Genomic DNA, 20,108 nt, shown 5'->3' on the forward strand with positions numbered 1-20,108 from the left:
TCTAATCTCTTTAATGGCAAAAACATAAAAAATAATCTTAACGATAACTGTTTCAAGTTTTTGTCAAACAACAAACACTGGGAGGGATTACTGTTTAGACTGAATTGTAACATAGTGGAAACAAAGTTGCGATGTGGTTTTGACTGTACTATCTTACAAAGTCGACGACTTTGATGACCAAACTCGTCGACTTTGGTCACCAAACTCGTCGACTTTGGTCACCAAACTCGTCGAGTTTGGTTTTCAGCTTACTCAGAACTGGATTACAAAACTTCTAGTAGCGGATTACAAGATAGACAGAACTACTCAGCTTCGGAAGTTGAAATTACTCAACTTTCGCATATATAAAAATCTTTTCCGCACCAGTGAATTACTATTTTGTGTAACTACAAAAAATAGCCGCTCTATTGGAAAAAACTAAAAATCCAATAGGGAAATTATTTTTTCCCAATAGGGAAATTAAAATCGGGGTATTTTTCATGTCATTCCAATAGAAAAAGGAAAAAGCCATTTCCAAACTCATTTTCGAGTTAAGAAATGGCTTTTTCTTTGCTTTTAGAGGGTATTCAACTTACAGATTGAAAGTTGTTATGTTGTGAATTTGCATTTTAACACACCCTCGTGGGTCTTTTATTTCACCATCTTCTTTCCATCGATGATGTAGAGACCACGCTGAGCGTTTACTACGCGGCGACCCTGCAGGTCATAGATTGCACCATCAGTTTTTGCAGTATTCACTGTAGCGATGCCAGTCTCATAGACCTGTGGTGAAACGAACTTCACAGCATATACATACTGGCGGTTGTTCACCTCGAAGCAGAACTGAGCGTCAACGCTGAAGTCTTCAGCAACAGCATTGTTGGCACCAACATTGATGACTTGTTTTGTACCATCTTCATCAATATAGATGTAGATGTCGCCATAGCCGTCGTAACCGCCGTCAAGACCGAAGGCGAGTCCGGTAGTGCAGTTCTGACCCTCGCCGTAAGCGCCGTCCTTCATGCCGCGGAGGTAGTAGTTGTCGCTGTTGAGCAGGTCGGCAACAGTGACAGGAGCAGCCTCGGTGCTGAGTGCAGTAGCAGCCTTTGAAAGGTCTATCTCGAAGCCAGCTTCATTGGTGCTTACAGGCAGAACGATGTTCTCTGTGCCAACTACTTCCTTCTGTTCGAGTGTCTCCACGAAGCTAATCTGGAACTTGAAGGTGATCATCTTCTCAGTCTCTTCGTTCACGAGGAACAGTGTGCTCTTGAATACATCGCCCACGGCAGGCTGGCTAGGCATCTGACAACCACGGAACTTACCATCGGCATATACGATTCCCATGTAGCAGCTGTTGCCCCATGTGGTGCGGAAGCCTTCCTTAGACAGCCAGAAGCCAGGCTTCGGGTCGCAGCTCCACTTCTTGGTGTACTGACCTTCAACGGCAGCGATTGAATCGACGTTCAAACCATAAAGCACAGGGCTGGCCGTGCCGATGAGGGCCTCGAGGTCTTCGCCGCTGATGGTGCCGAGATCGTTCATCGTAAAGTTGTTGTCGAGCAGCTGCTGCAAAATGAAGTTACGTGTAGCAACGCTCTCGAAGTTGTATTCTTTCTTCTCAGCCTCTGCGATAGTGATGTGGAGGTTGTACTGGTAGTAGTTCTGACCACCGATGAAATAGAGGGTGATGTTACCTTCGTCGCCCACCTTCAGGTGGTCAGGAAAATGGCCGAGGTTCAGTGTGCCATACTTGCTGGTCTCTGCAGGCTCAATGAAGAAGTCGGCATTGTCGCCCCATGAAGTCACATCGCCATTTCTTGTGAACCACCAGCCACCATTATTGGCTGTAGAGCTGGCGAAATTATCCTTGTCGTCAAGGGCAACGAGCTGGAGTGTAGAAGTTTCAACGCCTAACAGGGCGGCTATAGAATCGACATTTACTGTGATAGCGTCAGAGGAGTAGTCTTCGCGTGGCTCCTGTTTCCATTCCTTTGTCTCCTCGCCTACCTTTGTGTAGTCGGCCATACCGTTACCGGCTTCCACTTCCTCGATGTTAACGTTAACCTTTAGCTTATAGGCTTTCTCGCCATAGAGGAAATAGAGGCTTGCAAAAAGCTTCTCGCCACCCTTCAGTGTACCGGGATACTGACCTAAGCTAGCTGTTAGTGTGTCGGTTGCTACGTCAAACTTAATACTTTCAATATAGAAGCAGTCATTATTGTTGTAACCTGTAGCAGATACTTCACCAGTTAGATCACCGTCTTCGTTCTTGATTTGGCGGAACCACCAGCTGGGAGCTTCGCCGGCAGTACTCTTGTTGGTCAGAGAGTCCTTCTTCAAACCAGCGTTGTCACCGTCAGTGATATACTGAGTGGTGTACAGAATGGCATCCAAATTCTCGGCATCGGTCAGCACTTCGGTGTTGGTGATACCCAGCAGGTTAGCCAGACCTTCGAGCTTCACAGCAATGATGTCTGGATCATAGCCGGTGCGAGGCTTCTGTGTGACGGTGAGCTCAGTCTCACCCACGAAGCTTGTCAGCTCGCTCTCCAAGATCGTCTTAGGAGCAAGAATCTCTACCTCGGGCTTAGCAATGACGTTGAGAGTCAGAGCGAATGTTGCCTCCTTGCTGTTGAACTTCAACTTCAGGGTAGCAGTAGCTGTTTCACCGCCCTGCATCTTCTCTGGCATCTGACCAACATAAAAAGCGAAGACATCGCCTTCCACATCAGGACTTGCAAAGAACTTTGCGTTGTCGCCCCAGCCAACAGGGTTACCTGTAGCGTCCATCCAGAAGCCGTGGTTGTCGGCCTCAGTAGCAGCAGTCCAAGCCACATCCTGGCCATCTACCACAGAATAGAGCAGAATGGGATCGGGGGTTTCAGCATTGATGTAAGCGCGGATGGCCGGAGCCAGCGTTGCGGTGTCAGTGCCAAGTGCCGTAGCTACTTCTGTTAAGTTGAACTCGTAGGCAATAGCCTCATAACCCTTTGTGGGATACTGCTCATGAGCCAGACTGAACTGTGCCTGTGCGCTCACGCCTGTAAACAGACATGCTGCCGCAACGAGCACTTTTCTTAAATAAGTAGAAAGTCTTAACATAAGAAAAATTAATTAGTTAGTGAATAAAATAATTATAGGTTGTATTTAAAAATTTAGGTTGCGTTTTAAAACAGTGACAAATGTAGGAAGATTATTTTTATCTTGCAAGAAAAACCACGTAAAACAGGCGCTTTTAGACGATTTTTTTATTCTTTTAGACGGTATTTTTACGCGCGAAAAATATTTTAGAAAAAAACGAAAAAATTATTGAAAAATGTTTGTTTGAACTCTTTTTTTAACCTAACTTTGTTGCACAATAACTAATTGAAACCATGACCCAATCTTTTTTCTCAGTATTTTGCATCGCCACAGCAATTGTCTTTGGAATGGCAAATGAATCGAAAGCTCAGGAAGTGAAGAACCTGTAACTTTCTGCAACAACTGTAGAGATTGCTTTCACGTGTGTATGTATATAATAATAAAGATAAAAACAAGAGAATTATGAGGAAAATTAAGCACTACGGCTTAGTGATCGCGCTTAGTCTTACTTTGGGAGAGGTGGGGACGCTCACTTCCTGCTCGGAGAAAGACGAGCTGATGGACGAACCGTCGTGGCTGGGTAACAGCATCTACGACTGGCTGAAAGATCAGGGCAACTACAGCTACACCATGCGGCTTATTGATGACCTGGGACAGAAGCAGGTGCTCAGTCAGACGGGTTCGAAGACCCTCTTCGTGGCCAACGACGATGTCTATAACCAGTTCTTCCAGCAGAACGACTGGAAAGTGAGCGGCTATGATCAGCTGACCGATGCTCAGAAGAAACTGCTCTTCAACAGCAGTATGGTTAATAACGCCTACCTCATTGAGCTGCTCAGCAGCGTCAGTGGTCCGAAGCCGTTGAAGGGACAGTGTATGCGCCGTCCGACGGCAGCCTCTGTCTTCGACTCGGTGTCAACGATGAAACCGGCTGAGATGCCGCAGACGATTTTCTGGAAGGAGCTGCGTGATGCCGGACAGCCAATCATTCTGCTGCGTGACAACACCACGAAGCCAATGATTCACTTCCTGCCAGTGTTCATGCAGAACAATAAGATTACAGATGAGGACTTGGCTATTCTCACCAATGGCGTGTCAACATCGGCAAGTGACTCATGGGTGAACGGCAAGAAACTGACAGATATCGACATCACATGTAAGAACGGCTATATACACAAGGTTGACGGACTGCCTACAGCAGCCGACAACATGGCGGAGATAGTGCACAAGCACCAAAATATGTCGCGCTTTGCATCGTTGATGGATCGCTTCTCGGCTCCTTACTATGACGATGGCGCCACAAAGGAATATAATGCGCTGAACAATACTCAGGAGAAGGTTTATACGCTGAAATATTTCTCGCAGACAAGCAACACAAAAGAATATCCTGGCTCGGAAGGTGGGGCACTGGACAAAGACCCCAGCGGACAGACCGTTGAGGCAACGCTGGCCTTCGACCCGGGCTGGAACCAGTATATGTACATTAATACAGCCGGTCGCGACCTCCACTATGACTGTGGCGCTCTGCTCGTTCCCTCGAACGACGCACTTGACTACTGGTGGAATCACGACGGAAAGGCATTGCAGGACATGTATGGATCTTGGGAGAACGTGCCTATGAACGTGCTCGTGAAGCTGCTTGACATCAACTTCATACGCTCATTCATTGAGACCGTGCCATCAAAGTTCAAGAACATCCTGGACAACACGAACAAGGTACCAATCGGCATCACCCGTAATCATGTGGACTCATGCTTCATGGGATGCAACGGTGTGGTCTATCTGCTGAATCGCGTGTTCACACCATCGGCCTACTCCAGTGTGTCGTTTCCTGCACTGGTCAACGAGAACACGATGAAGGTTATATCGAAAGCTATAGAGAAACTGGAGTTTGAACCATATCTTAACTCTATGGACTCTTATTATAGCTTCATAATCCCGTCTAACACCGCACTGCTCACCTATGTGGACCCCTGCACCTATGGCAGCACAACGAGTGTGCTCTATGAATTCTTCTGGGATGAACAGAAGAAGGCACTCGGTGCACACCGCTTCCTCTACGACCTGGCCACAGAGACAAAGGTGGAAGGTGACCTCGCCGATGCTTCTGACGAACAGGTGAGAAACCGTCTCAATGATATTCTTGATAACCTGATCATCGTTGACTCACTGAAGCCAGAGCAGAAATACTACCGCACAAAGGGTGGCAGCACACTGAAGATTGAGAATGTGGATAAGGAAGGCACGATGACCGTCAGCGCCGGACTGCAGATAGAACAGGGCAAGAGCGTCACAGTGAACACCATCTATGACATGACCAAGACAGGTAATGGTAAGAGCTATGTCGTTGACAATATGCCACTCGGCAGCCGCAAGTCACTCTATGCCATGTTGAAGGAACAGAGCGACACGCTGTTCTATCACTTTTATGCCAAGGGTGACAGCGCCAACACGCTCACCAAAAGCATGCTCGGAAAGAGCAGAGGCTGTCTGGACTATAACTGCTCGCTCTTCGACCGCTATGACTATACTGCCTATATGCCTACAGATGCCAGCATCAAGCCATACGTAGATGCTGGTCTGCTGCCCACATGGAACGACTTTTATAAGGTGAAGGCAGAGCTGGAGGCAATGGAAGGCTTCAACGCCTCTACTGCCAAGGGAAGGACAAAGCGCTTCAAGGTGCTTGACATCATCTCGAGTCGCATCATGAACTTCGTGAAGTACCACATACAGGATAACTCTATCTATGTGGGCGGAAAGCCTGTCAGCGGTGTGAAGTATGAGACATCGGCTCTTAACCCTACTAACAAACGCTTCTTCAGCGTCACCGTCACGGCAGATGCTACACAACTCACCATTGAGGACCAGTTGGGCAACAAGAGTCATGTAATCACTAGTGGCAGTCACAACCTAATGGGACGTGAGTACTGGATTGACAATCCTGGTAGCGACGGCTACGGTGAGAATATCTATAATGCCAGCGACGTGGTGCTCCACACCGTCGATGCTCCACTGTTCTTCGAAGACCTCAATAAGAAAGGAACATGGAGAGCCGAGGTGGATGCAAAGATTGCAGAGCTGAAGGATCAAAATTAATTGATGGGAAAGGAACGCAATATGAAGATAATGTCACGTTTACTGTTTATCATTTTTGCATTGGCATTCAGCATAGGTGCATCTGCTCAGATAAAGAACGTCCACGGCTATGTGGGTGATAACTTTGGTGAGCTGATGGGTGCTTCCGTATGTGAGGTGGATGCCAGCGGCCGTATCATAGAAGCTACCGTAACCGACATGAATGGTAACTTCTCCATGCAGATACGCAACCCGAAGAACAAGCTGCGCTTTAGCTATGTAGGCTGCAAGACGAAGACGCTACCAATTGATCGCGAGACCTATCGCATCAAGATGGAGTCGCAAACCACTCTGAAAGAGGTCACCGTGACCTCAAAGAAGCGTCTGAACAGCGGCGGTCTTGCCATTCCTGATCGTGAGATATCATACGCCACACAGACCATAGACATGAAAGAGTTTGAGGGTCTGGGCGTAACTACTGTTGATGAAGCCCTGCAAGGACGTATCGCTGGTCTGGATATCATTGCTAACTCCGGTAACCTGGGTGCGGGAACAACCATGCGTCTGCGTGGTGCCTCGTCAATCTCAACGCTAACTAACTCTAACCCGCTCATCGTGGTCAACGGCAACACATGGAACGTAGATATGAATAACTTTGACGTCTCGAATGCCAACGACGAGCAGTTCGCACAGTTGCTGAACGTCAATCCTGAAGACATAGCCTCTATCACTGTGCTGAAGGATGCTGCTGCTACGGCCATCTATGGCTCGCAGGGTGCCAACGGTGTCATCGAGATTACTACAAAGCGCGGCTCACGCGGCAATCCGAAGATTACTTACTCACTGCGACTGACAGGCACCTATCAGCCTAAGGGTTACGAGATGCTCAGCGGTGACGACTATACCATGCTGCTCAAAGAGAGCTACTTCAACCCGCAGCAGAGTGATGCCGCATCGAACATACGTGAGCTGAATTACGACCCGACGTTCTCGGAGTATGAGCAGTATAACAACAACACAGACTGGGTGGATGCCGTGACGCAGTTCGGTCTGCGCCAGAACCACTACCTCTCTGTTACCGGTGGCGGTGAAAAGGCTACTTTCCGCATCTCTGGCGGCTATGACCACGAGACCGGCTCGGTCATCGAACAGAAGCAGGATCGCTTCTCAACACGTGTGGCACTGGACTACTATGTCTCTGACCGTATCAAGATCTCTACGAACTTCGCGTTGACATATACTGACACGAAGCGTAACTATGACGACCTGCTGGCCATTGCCTATAAGAAGATGCCTAACATGGGCATCTACGAACAGTATCCTGTAGGCCACCCGATGCAGGGACAGGATACAAACAAATACTACACAATGCTGCAGTCGGGCAACTCTGTCTTCGATGGCGACCAGAAAGGCTATGTCAACCCTGTTGCCTCGGCTAAGCTGGCGAAGTTTGATGACCGCACCTACGACATAACCCCTGAGTTGGAAATGGAATATAATCTGCTCGGCATGGATGATGAGCACACACGACTGAAATGGAACGGACGTGTCTATATGAACATCTTCAATGAGTATGTGGATAAGTTCTATCCGAAGGAGCTGAAGACAGTGTCATGGAACAACGGCGTCAACGATGCTCACACTGCCAGTACGAAGAGTGTGGCTTTCAACACGAAGCAGACGCTGACCTTCATACCCCATTTCAGCAATAGGGATCATTCACTCATGGCGATGGGACGTTTTGAACTGACCAGCGGCTCGAGCAACGGACAGGGTACCGATGCCACGAAGCTGCCTTCAGGCGGCATCACCAACCCTGTGGGTGGCGGACGAGTGACGGGCATGAGCTCGAACTTCAGTGAGTGGCGCTCGATGTACTACACCTTCTCTACCCACTATGCATATAAGAGCCGTTACATGTTCGACTTCTCACTACGTGCTGACGGAACGACGAAGTTCGGTCCTGATCGTCAGTGGGGCTACTTCCCCGCTGTTTCGCTACGCTGGAACATCGTTGATGAGTCGTTCATGAAATGGGCAGATAAGTGGCTGTCGATGCTGTCTATCCGTCCATCATGGGGACGCGTGGGTAACCAGCCTAACCGTGACTACCTCTATGAGAGTATCTACAGCAGCGACACGAAATATATCAACATGGGTGCGATGAAGCCCGACAATATCCGTCTGACGAACCTCAGATGGGAGACAACCACCACATGGGACGTTGGTCTGGACCTCGGACTCTTCAATGACCGCATTAACCTGACAGCAGAGTGGTATCACTCTACACGCCGCGACATGCTCATGCCTGATGTGAGCATACCGTCAAGTGTCGGCTATTACACACTGGCTTATCGCAACGTAGGCTCGATGCGTAACATCGGTTGGGAGTTGAACCTCAATACCGACAAACTTATTAAGAAAGGAAAGTTCTTTGCTGACGTGAACTTCACATTCGGCAACAACAGCAACGAGATTATCGAACTGGACCAGACGGTGCTCAACTCACTGAACTCGGAGTTTCATTATGACAACCGTGAGGTGCTACAGCGTGTGCAGCTGCACAATCCGTTCGGTGCCATCTATGGCTTTCGCTTCAAAGGCGTTTACCAGTATCAGTTTGATACTTTCGTGAACATGACACCTGAGCAGCGCTTAGACTTCGTGAAGCAGGGACATACTGCTCCGTTCGTGCTCAGCGAGACAGGTGAGATAGTTGTTGACGAGGAGAACAAGCCCGTGCGTATGATGTATAACTACTCACATGACGGAACAGGTAAGAACTATGAGTTCCAGGGTGGTGACGCTATCTATGAGGACGTGAACCATGACGGACAGATTAACGCATTGGATATTGTCTATCTCGGCTCTTCACTGCCTAAGCTGACTGGTGGCTTCGGTGTTACTCTGAACTATGGTCGCTGGAAGCTGAACACACAGTTCAACTATCGCGTAGGTAACAAAATCCTGAACATGGCACGTCTCGATACAGAGGCAATGACCTCTAACAACAACCAAAGCAAGACCGTGAACTGGCGCTGGCGTAAGGAAGGCAACGAGACAAGCATTCCTCGTGCTATGTATGGTGCTTCGACCAACTATAACTCCCTCGTCAGCGACCGTTATGTAGAAGATGGATCGTTCATCCGATTGAACTACATGCAGCTCAGCTATAACTTCGATCCGAAGATCATCAAGAGGGTGCTGGGCATCAACCGACTGAGCATGTATGCCAGTGCCAACAACCTCTTCGTCATCACGAAATACAAGGGAGTGGACCCGGAAGTAGGATATGGAGGCTATGGTGCTGCCGTTGACGGCGGACAGACACCGAGAGCCAAGTCCTATACGTTGGGTGTGACGGTGGACTTCTAATATAATTGAGAATTGAGAATTGATAATTGAGAATTGAAAATTATGATTACCAAGATAAACAATAATATGAAAAGATTTTTGAAGTTGATGAAATGGCTCGTAGCAGTCTTATTCTTCACTCTTCATTCTTCACTCTTCACTTCCTGTAGTGACTTTCTGGAGATAGAGCCTCAGGAGCTCATCGTCCTTGACAAGTACTGGGATGAAGAGGCCGATGTGGAGGCCGTCATCGCTGGTTGCTACTCAAAGATGCAGTCACAAGAAGTCATCTCACGTATGATGGTGTGGGGTGAGTTCCGTTCCGACAATATTGTTGGTGGTAAGAACTTTGAGAATGATGTTCAGATAGCAAACATCTTTAAGGAGAATATCAACGCTAGCAACACCTATGCAAAGTGGGGTGATTTCTATAACATCATAAACCGGTGCAACACCATTATTAAATATGCACCGCAGGTAGCAGAGAAAGATCCAGCCTACACACAGAGCAAGCTCAATGCTCACGTCGCTGAGGCTGCAGCACTGCGCGACCTGATGTATTTCTACCTCATTCGTTCGTTCTGTAATGTGCCCTTTACGATGGAGGCCTATCTCGATGATAATCAGGACCTGGAACTGGCTGCCACACCGTTTGATGAAGTGTTAAACAAACTCATTGCTGATCTGGAGGAGAAACAATCATGGGCAGTAAAACGCTATCCGACTTCACAGACTTACTATCAGCGTGGACGCATTACTCAGGATGCAATACATGCTATGCTTTGTGAGATGTATCTCTGGAAGAGAGACTATGCCAATGCAGTGCGCTATGCAGACATGGTCATACAAGCAAAGAAGGATGAATATAAGAGTTCAAAGAAAAGTCTTGGCAGCTCAATGTCATTGTCGGGCAGCGATAACCTTATCGATGGCTTTCCACTCATCAATGACATTGCCACGGTGGGTAACATGGCTGGCGCTTCTTTCACTGATATCTTTGGACTCAACAATAGCAGTGAGAGCATCTTTGAACTCATATACATGAAAGACGACGAGACGATGATGGCCAATGGTGCCGTGAGTAACTTCTATGGAAACGCCTCTACGTTCCCCGGACTGGTGAAGCCTGCCGACTTCATCTGCACCGACATCAACGACGGTACATTCTCGGTGTTTCTTACTGAGGAAGACACCCGCTTCTATGAGAACTTCGGAAAGGTGGATGGACAGAACAATAACTATGGCATTGCCAAGTATGTGTTCTCCTCAGCTTCAATCAACCTGGGCAAAGCCACATTGGAGGGAGTACACACGACAGCCTATGCTGAAGGTAAGAACCGCTCAAATTGGATTATTTATCGTTTGACCGACATCATGCTTCTCAAGGCTGAGGCTCTCGTAGAACAAGCTGCCGATGGAGCCGTAATGGTAACAACTGACGGTGACCTGCTCTATGAAGCATTCAAGATTGTCAATGCAGTCAACAAACGTAGCAACTGCAGCAAGACGACGAAAGACATTGACGCTACGAAATATACCACCAAGTCACTCATGCGCGAGCTGGTGCTTGGCGAGCGTCAGCGCGAACTGATGTTCGAAGGTAAGCGTTGGTACGACTTGGTGCGCCGTTCTCAGCGCGAGGGTAACACTGGATTCCTCTCAGGCACAGCCTCACGAAAAGGCAATGGCGGTGGCTCGGGTGCTACCAGCAAGCTCTCCCGCATGGAAGCTATCTACTGGCCCTACCACATTGATGAACTGAAGGTGAACAGCAAACTAATTCAGAACCCTGCCTTCGGTAGCGGTGAGAATAGCTCGATAGTTAAAAATTAATAACCAGATATTTATCATTCGCAATTATTATGATCAAGATAAGTAATACCGTGAAGTGGCTGTGCGCAGCCTTATTCTTCACTCTTCACTCTTCACTCTTTACTTCGTGTAGTGATGACCCAGATACATCGAACTATTACACTTTCAAGGGTCAGATGATGAGCGATTACCTAAAAAGCCACGAGAACTATAGCCAGTTTGCAGCTCTTGTGGAGCGTACAGGTATGAACAAACTGCTCTCAACCTATGGTGAGTTTACTTGTTTCGTTCCCACGAACGAGGCTATGAACGCCTATCTTGTAAAGAAAGGACTCAACAGCTTCGACGAACTAAGCAAGGAGGACTGTGACACATTGGTCCGAACTCATTTAGTGAAAGATATGTACACCACCTCTGACATGAACGACGGCGTGCTCTCTACTTCCAACATGAACCGTCGCTATATTGAGGTGAGTCATGGAATAGACCAAGACGGCAATGGTGTGGTTTTCCTCAACGGAACGTCACACATCATCTTTGAACTGCAGGACGACTCTGTTGAGAACGGTTTCGTGCAGCCCATCACGGAGGTGTTGGAGAGCTCTAATCGCATGATTCTAGATATTGTGGACATGAACCCTAATATCAAGCTCTTCGCACAGGCACTCCGTAGCTGCGGCTTTGATGAGAAACTCTATGCCTATCGCGATGAGTCATGGGACGTGGATCGTCTGAACTATCCACGCATCCGTTATGTGTCTCACGTCAACAAGGAGACTGCTACAGTGCCAGATGAGAAGCGCACTGGTTTTACTCTTTTTATTCCTACTGACTCAGTACTGAGGGAGAAATATGGCATAACCACATTGCAGCAGCTCTACAATAAAGCTTGCGAGATTTACGATATGCAGTATCCTGAAGACAAGAGCCAGCCTTATCATTCGTTTGAGAATATCAAGAACGAGAAGAACCCGCTATACCGCTTCCTTGCTTATCACATCCTGACTCGCGACGTAAAGGGTTGGAACTATCTCACACCTTATAACGATATAGGCATAGAGACTGAGGTGATGAATCCTGTTGACTGGTATGAAACCATGTTGCCCCACACGATGATGAAGTTCGAGCGACTCACCGTGCGTAAGTGGAGAGGACCGAGCACAGTAGGTCAGCGTTATGCAAACCGCCGTTGGGACGATGAGTTCCAGATTCCAGGAACATATATCTATCCGAAGGTAGAGAGCGACTATAAGAACGATGCCATCAACGGACGCTACTTCTACGTAGATGATATCCTCGCCTTTGATGACCAGACACGCAACCAGGTATTCAACGGACTCATACGCATGGACTTCTCCACTATCTTCCCGGAACTGATGACTAACGACATACGTCTGAACTCGCGTAATAATGGTACGAAGTGTCCCAATAACGACCCCGAATACGATGAGACGGGTAAGTTTGGACGTAACTACTATTTTCCCAACGGCTATTTGGAAGGAGTGACCCTCAACGAGGGAACGAAGTTCGTCTATCGCCGTCCCCACGACTGGTATGACAGCTATGAAGGTGATGAGATGAACCTCTTTGGCGACTTCGACATCACATTCCGTGTTCCTCCTGTGCCATTCGACGGACAGTGGCAGATTCGTCTCGGTTTTGCTGCAGAGCCTTCTCGTGGTGTGGCACAGATATATCTCGATGACAAACCGCAGGGCATCCCCATTGATATGACAAAGAACTTGAACCACTCATCGATCATCGGTGCTAACTGGGTCAGCGACTATCGTAACATGGATGTACTGACGCTCTCAACAGACCAAAAGGAGTTGAAGAATAAAGGCTATTACCGTGGCGCTACCGGTGGCTACCATTATGAATATGGTGCAGGCAACACGAACCGCATCTACTTTGCCAGCCAGCCCCACACTTATCGCATCGTGCTCTGTACGACAAACATGAATGCCGGTGAGGAACATTTCCTTCGTATCCGTAGCGTCTCGACCAAGCAGGGTAACGACAATGAGTTTATGCTCGACTACCTCGAACTGGTGCCACGCAGTGTCTTCGGTGTTACTGATGAGGGCAGCATGGAGCCGATGTTGTAATTGAAAATTGAAAATTGAAAATTATGATTATCAATATAAACAATAATAATATGAAAAGAAGCCTGAAGAAGACAACGAAGTGGCTGTCTACAGCCTTACTCTTCACTCTTCATTCTTCACTCTTCACTTCATGTAGTGACCAGTGGAACGACCACTACGAGAGCACATCACAGGCTGAGGCTAAAGGCTCGTTGTGGACTGCCATCTCTGAGAATAGCAATCTGAGTAACTTTGCCCGTGTTGCCAAGGTATGCGGCTACGACCGCATTCTCAGCGGTAACCAGACCTATACGGTCTTCGCTCCTACGAATGCTCATTTCACCGATGCTGAGGCCGACGTCCTTGTCGACAGTTATAACGAACAGGTGGCTAAGGGCGTGGAAGACAAAAATAACACTGTGGTGCTCCGTTTCTTGCAGAACCACATCGCCATGTATCGTCATCCTGTCTCATCGATGACCAACGACACCATCTCGATGATGAATCATAAATACATGCCGCTGACCTTTGACGGTATTTACGGAAAGCTCTTTACGATGAAGAACAGTCTCTGTGCCAACGGACTGCTGTTCACGATAGATGAGAAGCTTGACTATATCGCTAACGTTTTTGAGAGCCTCGATATTGAAGAGGGGCTCGACAGCGTCTATGCTTTCCTCAACAGCCACAGCATCTATGAGTTCAGTGAGTCAGAGAGTGTGCCAGGTGAGATTATCGATGGCGTGACCCACTATCTCGACTCCGTCACACACCTGCGTAATGATCTTCTTGAGAGATTTGGCTACATCAGCTCAGAGGATAGCTCATATATCATGGTGGCACCAGTCAACAGCGAGTGGGAGCGTCTGGTAAACGAATACGCACCTTACTTCGTCTATGCTAAGAACATTGAAGGAGCTGACTCTATGGCTTATACCAACACACGTCTGGCCATCGTGGGCGGCTCTATATTCAGCCGCAACACAAACAAAGCGCTTCAGGATTCAGCTGTCTCTACACAAGCCTATTCATATCAGATACGTCAGATGATGGGTATGGATGAAAGCTACTACATCTTCCAAAAACCTTATGGAGAAGGTGGTATCTTTAATGGCACAAAAAACATCACTTGCAGTAACGGACAGACACTGAAGGCCACTTCTTTCGCCATCCCTAAAACAAAGACTTTCCTTCAGGCTGTGAGAGTGGAGGCTGAGAACCACATTGATACTATCCTCAATGCCAACAGCATAGTAAGGACACCACAGGTGGTTTCAAACAATCCTTTCTATGGACAAGTGTCAGACAACTGCTTTATTGTGGCACGTCCCGACAAAGATGATTCGAAGGTTATCCTGGGCTTCCGCGTGCCACGTCTGTTGGCAAGTGCAAAATATAACGTATATGCCGTCTTTGCACCCGCTACGGCTGCTGACATACGCGATGTGGAAGAGACAACGAAACCATTGACAGTGGTCAGTGGCATCAGCCAGACCGACAAGAATGGTAAGATGGTTCAGGCACGACTGCGCAACCCCAAAACCGTTGATTGTACCAAGGTTGACACGCTGCTGTTGCAGAGTAATGTGACAATCAATACCTGTGGCTATGACCTCTCAACGCCTAATGTGCGACTTGACATACAGTCCAACACCCCCGGCGCTACGCTCCGCATCGACTGCATTAAGTTTGTTCCCACAGAGTAGTTACCTCAAACGACTAATCCCCCAAATGACCAAATATGAATAAGTTAAGAAACATAATAGTATCTGTTGCCTTTCTCATGACGGGTCTGCTGTCAGCCTCTGCGCAAGACTTGCGCCAGGTGAAAGGTCGTGTCCTCGATGCAACAACAGGACTGCCTCTTAGCGGTGTTCTTGTAGGAGCATCAGAGAGACAAGACTATAGCACCATTACCGAGTCTGATGGCACATACACGCTGAAAGTGCCCACTATCGTCACTTCGTTGAAGTTTACCTTACCTGGTTACAATATGGTGAAAAGCGGATTGCCCCATGAAGACAGTTTGCGTGACATCATGCTCTATCCAGCGACCTTCAGTGACAACTATTCCACAGAGACTAATGTCAATGCCAAGGCTGAAGCCACAGGCTTCCAGTTCTCTAACTCTGTGGCTATAGAAGACGAAATCCAAAAACAGCTGGGGGCGCAGGTGCGAACCATCCCCCGAAGTGGTACGCCCGGCATCGGCAGCGTAATGTTCATTGGTGGCATCAGCTCTATCAATGCCAATGCTCAGCCGCTCATCGTCATCGACGGTGTCATCTACGACCAGCAGTATGGTCGCACCATGCTCCACGACGGTTTCTATAATGACATCCTTGCAAACATCTCGCCTACGGATATAGAGAAGGTTGAGGTGCTGCAGAACGGTACTGCCCTCTATGGTGCCAAAGGCGCTAATGGCGTTATACTCATCAACACTCGCCGCAATCACTCTATGGCTACACGCATTACTGCCAGCATTTCAGGTGGAGTGACTTTCGAGCCAAAGACCTTTGACGTGATGAATGCGTCGCAGTATCGCAGCTATGCCAGCGATTTGCTGCAGACCACTAACACTACACTCACCAAGTTCAAGTTCCTCGATGACTCACCATCTAACTACTACTGGCCACAGTACAACAACAATACCAACTGGCGTGACCACGTTTATCGCACTGCCTTCACTCAGAACTACAGCATCAATATCGAGGGTGGTGACGAAGTCGCTGATTACAATCTTTCTCTTGGTTACATCGATCAGCAATCCACACTTGATAAGAACAAGATGAACCGCATCAACATTCGTTTCAACTCCGATATCCATATAACCAAGAAGTTGGATATACGTTTCGATGCATCATTTGCTAACCAAACACGTAATCTGCGTAACGACGGCGCACCAGAGAACTATACCGAAGGCACTCCCACATCAGCCGCCTTCCTCGCCTATGCCAAGTCACCTATCATCAGCCCATGGACGTTCTCCGCCGGCAAGATTCGTGAAGGCTTTGTCGATGTGTCAGATGAGACCTATCTTGATGAGGCACTCTCAGGCTATAGTAACTACAACTATAAACTCGCCAATCCACTCGCACTCAATCAGTACAGCGATGCCGAAAACAAGAACCACTTCGAGAACTCCATGGTCAATCTCGCCATTCGTCCGAAGTTCCAGTTTAACTCCCATCTCTCACTCAGCGAGCACTTCAGTTATAACCTCGTCAACACTAATGAGAAACTGTATATTCCCCACAATGGCGTACCCAGCTACTATGTGGCTAGTGTGAACAAAACTGTGCAGAACGAGGTGCGTTCCATGGCTGCTAAACAGAACTCCATCATGAGTGACACCCGTCTCGCCTGGAACAACCGCTATGATGCTCATAACATAAGACTCTTTGCAGGTGCTCGCTTCAACTGGGAAGACTACACACAGACAGCACAATTGGGCTATAACACCACTAATGACAAGATGCCTGCCATCAGCTCTTCGCTTGACAATGCCACACCTTCTGGCTATTCTAACAAGTGGAAGAATATTGCATGCTATCTGCACGCACAGTATGACTACATGCAGCGCTACTACCTGCAGCTGAATATGGCCGCTGAGACCTCCTCACGTTTCGGCCGCGATGCTGACCACTCTGTGAAACTCTTCCAAGTGCCTTGGGGCATATTCCACGGCGCTCAGGCCTCATGGGTCGTTACCAACGAACCATGCTTTGCCGCTGTAAATGGTATTGACTACCTCAAGTTGTCAGTCGGCTACGACGTGAGCGGTAACGACGATATCGATTACTTCGCTGCACGTAGCTACTTCGCCTCCCAGAACTTCATGCAAGACGTGTCAGGTCTGTCATTTGCCAACATTGGCAATACCCATCTGCAGTGGGAGACAACCACACGTTTCAATGCCGGTCTCGAGGCCAACTTCCTCGCTAACCGCCTCAATGTGCGTCTGAACTATTTCCGCAGCAAGGTGGATAACATGCTCATGTATCAGCCTCTGCACTTCACGACCGGTCTGAGAAACAACTGGTCTAACGACGGAGCAATGAAAAATGAAGGCTTCGACATCTCGTTCAATGCCAAACTGCTTGCCCTGAAAGACTTCCAGTGGGAGCTCGGCGCCAGCATGGGCCACTATAAGAATAAGGTCACTCAGCTGCCCGATGGAGACAAGGCCGTAGAGACCAGCGTCTATGGCGCAACCATACGCACTGCCGTGGGACAGACAGCAAACCTCTTCTATGGCTATCGCACACAGGGAGTGTTCTCTACCAGTGAGGAAGCTGCCGCTGCCAACCTTTATACCATGGCTGCCGACGGCGTCACACGACAGTATTTCGCTGCCGGTGACGTTCACTTCACCGATATCAACCTTGATGGACAGATTTCTGATGCTGACCGTATGGTTATTGGCGATCCTAATCCAGATATCTATGGTAACATATTTACCTCTCTGGCTTACAAGCGCTTCAAGCTCGACGTGCGCTTCAACTACTCGCTCGGCAATGATGTATATAACTACATGCGTCAGCAGATGGAGAGCGGCTCCCGCTTCATGAACCAGACAACAGCTATTACAAGCCGGTGGCAGACTGAAGGACAGCAGACCGACATACCACGTGTTACCTTCCAAGACCCCTTGGGCAACAGTCGCTTTAGCGACCGCTGGATAGAGAATGGCAGCTATCTCAAACTCAAGACAGTCACACTCTCATATACCTTGCCTATGAACACCCAGTTCATTCAGGGATTGCAGTTCTGGATTCAGTGCGACAATGTGTTCACACTGACGAAATACTTAGGCAGTGACCCTGAGTTTGCAATGACCAACAACATTATTGGTCAGGGCATCGATGTCGGTCGTCTGCCACAGAGCCGTACACTTGTGGCTGGTGTGAAGATTAATTTGTAATTTCGAATTGAAAATTGAAAAATATGATTACCAAGATAAACAACATTTTCAAAGGCTGTCTCGTAGGCTGTGCCCTTAGCTTAGTACTTACCTCCTGTAGCGACTTCCTTTACGACGATTCCGATATCGTGGTTTATGCCGACCGCGATCACCTCACAAGTGATGGTGACACACTGTGGTCTGTCGCAGGCATTATCAACAAGATGCAGGCAGTGGCCGACCGCACCATCCTTCTTGGTGAGCTGCGTGGTGACCTCGTCAGTGTGACAGCTAACACGGAGAATGATCTGCGCGACATCGCTTCGTTCACCACAAAGAGTGGCAACAAGTATAACTCACCCTCTGACTACTATGCGGTCATCAACAACTGCAACTACTTCATAGCCAAAGCCGACACAGCTTTGAAGAACAACCGAAATGAGCATATCTTCATGAAGGAATATGCAGCAGTGAAAGCCTTCCGTGCATGGACCTACCTGCAACTGGTGACTATCTACGGACAGGTTCCACTCGTTACTGAGCCTATACTCTCTAAAGAACAGTCGGAACAAAACTTCCGTCAGTGTGGCATTCAGGAGATTTGTCAGTATTTCATTGATGACATTGCGCCTTATGCTGAGGTGGAGACACCGGACTACGGCACCATTCGCAACACCGAGTCACGTCTCTTCTTCTTCCCTGTCTATGTACTTCTTGGCGACCTGAACCTTTGGGCAGGCAACTATCGTGCTGCAGCTGAGAACTACTACAAGTATCTTACTAAGCGTAACGGACGCAACTCGGCATTCACCACAGGTCTCAACAGCGTGCGCTTCCTGCAGAACGACAATCACTGGACTAGTACTTCCGACGCTTGGTCCTCACAGTTCTCTATGACAGCGGAGCAATATACTGCTGCTTCGGAGATCATCACCATGATTCCAGGCGACTCTATCCCTTCTGAGGGTAACTATAGTCAGTTGCGTAATCTGTTCAACTCCAACGATGCAAATGACTACAAAGAGAGCATTGTTGCTTCACAGACCCTCTATGACCTTTCAGCAGCACAGAAGTATTGTCACTACAGCTCTGGTGGAGAGTATGTCATCGCTCCCTCTAACCTTATAGAGAACCGCAATGGAGATTTGCGTCTTCAGGCTTGCTTCCAGATCAGAAATAACATGAACGTGAAGCTTCTCAATGGCAACACGGTGACTAGCATGGTGACAAACAGTAAATATATGTCACGCAATATCCATGTGTATCGTCGCGCGGTAGTCTATCTGCGTCTGGCTGAAGCTCTTAATCGTGCCGGTTTTCCACGCTTTGCGTTCCAGATTCTGAAGTCAGGTGTAAACAACACCGTAATAGCGAACGAAGTGCTGCCTTACTATCCTGCTGATGCTGTCTGGCTGTCAACCTTTGACTTCCGTGATGATCTTTATGTCCTTGAGACCAAAGATCACGCTTTAGGTGAGAATACAATGGGCGTCCACTCTCGCGGTTGCGGCTTCTCTACAGCCAACACTGAGTACGTCATGCCTACCGATGCTACACTCTCGGGACAAGCTCTCACCGACTATGAAATGGAGAAGGTGGAAGATCTCATCATTGATGAGGAAGCACTTGAGCTGGCCTTCGAGGGCTACCGCTTCAGCGATCTTATGCGCGTGGCGCTACGTCGTGGCGATAATTCCTATCTCTCTGATCGCATAGCGAAGCGTAGCGGTACTGTCGATGCAGCCTTGAAGTCACGCCTCGATGACAAGAGCAACTGGTATCTTCAGATTGAGAAATGAGAGTAAAGAATT

Annotated in this window: 8 protein-coding genes; 7 read left to right on the forward strand and 1 reads right to left on the reverse strand. The window is 48.2% G+C overall.

What is annotated here, in order from left to right:
- Window positions 1-630 precede the first annotated feature (630 nt).
- Complete coding sequence (locus M1L52_RS04790; RefSeq protein WP_248613800.1) at window positions 631-3,081, reverse strand: DUF4859 domain-containing protein; 2,451 nt, start codon at window positions 3,079-3,081, stop codon at window positions 631-633.
- A 441-nt stretch (window positions 3,082-3,522) separates the two neighbouring features.
- On the opposite strand from M1L52_RS04790, the gene M1L52_RS04795 reads away from it, so the two are divergent.
- From M1L52_RS04795 to M1L52_RS04825, 7 genes are all read left to right on the forward strand, one after another.
- Entirely contained in the window at window positions 3,523-6,159 is a 2,637-nt protein-coding gene (locus M1L52_RS04795) for a fasciclin domain-containing protein (protein ID WP_248613801.1), read from the forward strand.
- A gap of 21 nt (window positions 6,160-6,180) precedes the next feature.
- Window positions 6,181-9,513: a SusC/RagA family TonB-linked outer membrane protein gene (locus tag M1L52_RS04800; RefSeq protein ID WP_248613802.1), complete on the forward strand. Its 3,333-nt coding sequence runs from the start codon at window positions 6,181-6,183 to the stop codon at window positions 9,511-9,513.
- Window positions 9,514-9,579: 66 nt separating this feature from the next.
- Window positions 9,580-11,325: a RagB/SusD family nutrient uptake outer membrane protein gene (locus M1L52_RS04805; RefSeq protein ID WP_248613804.1), complete on the forward strand. Its 1,746-nt coding sequence runs from the start codon at window positions 9,580-9,582 to the stop codon at window positions 11,323-11,325.
- A gap of 29 nt (window positions 11,326-11,354) precedes the next feature.
- A complete protein-coding gene (locus M1L52_RS04810; protein WP_248613806.1) occupies window positions 11,355-13,412 on the forward strand; it encodes a fasciclin domain-containing protein in 2,058 nt (685 codons plus the stop codon).
- Between the two features lie 50 nt (window positions 13,413-13,462).
- Window positions 13,463-15,097 carry a fasciclin domain-containing protein gene (locus tag M1L52_RS04815; RefSeq protein WP_248613807.1) on the forward strand — a complete coding sequence of 545 codons (1,635 nt, stop codon included), beginning with the start codon at window positions 13,463-13,465 and terminating at the stop codon, window positions 15,095-15,097.
- Between the two features lie 35 nt (window positions 15,098-15,132).
- Entirely contained in the window at window positions 15,133-18,318 is a 3,186-nt protein-coding gene (locus M1L52_RS04820; RefSeq protein ID WP_248613808.1) for a SusC/RagA family TonB-linked outer membrane protein, read from the forward strand.
- A 23-nt stretch (window positions 18,319-18,341) separates the two neighbouring features.
- Window positions 18,342-20,096, forward strand: coding sequence for a RagB/SusD family nutrient uptake outer membrane protein (locus tag M1L52_RS04825; RefSeq protein ID WP_248613809.1), 1,755 nt, complete (start codon window positions 18,342-18,344; stop codon window positions 20,094-20,096).
- Window positions 20,097-20,108 lie beyond the last annotated feature (12 nt).

Source organism: Prevotella sp. E13-27, assembly GCF_023217965.1.
In the GTDB taxonomy this organism is placed as follows: Bacteria; Bacteroidota; Bacteroidia; order Bacteroidales; family Bacteroidaceae; genus Prevotella.

Coding starts and splice junctions, on each gene's coding strand:
- M1L52_RS04790 (WP_248613800.1), bottom strand. CDS start 3,081: ATGTTAAGACTTTCTACTTATTTAAGAAAAGTGCTCGTTGCGGCAGCA.
- M1L52_RS04795 (WP_248613801.1), top strand. CDS start 3,523: ATGAGGAAAATTAAGCACTACGGCTTAGTGATCGCGCTTAGTCTTACT.
- M1L52_RS04800 (WP_248613802.1), top strand. CDS start 6,181: ATGAAGATAATGTCACGTTTACTGTTTATCATTTTTGCATTGGCATTC.
- M1L52_RS04805 (WP_248613804.1), top strand. CDS start 9,580: ATGAAAAGATTTTTGAAGTTGATGAAATGGCTCGTAGCAGTCTTATTC.
- M1L52_RS04810 (WP_248613806.1), top strand. CDS start 11,355: ATGATCAAGATAAGTAATACCGTGAAGTGGCTGTGCGCAGCCTTATTC.
- M1L52_RS04815 (WP_248613807.1), top strand. CDS start 13,463: ATGAAAAGAAGCCTGAAGAAGACAACGAAGTGGCTGTCTACAGCCTTA.
- M1L52_RS04820 (WP_248613808.1), top strand. CDS start 15,133: ATGAATAAGTTAAGAAACATAATAGTATCTGTTGCCTTTCTCATGACG.
- M1L52_RS04825 (WP_248613809.1), top strand. CDS start 18,342: ATGATTACCAAGATAAACAACATTTTCAAAGGCTGTCTCGTAGGCTGT.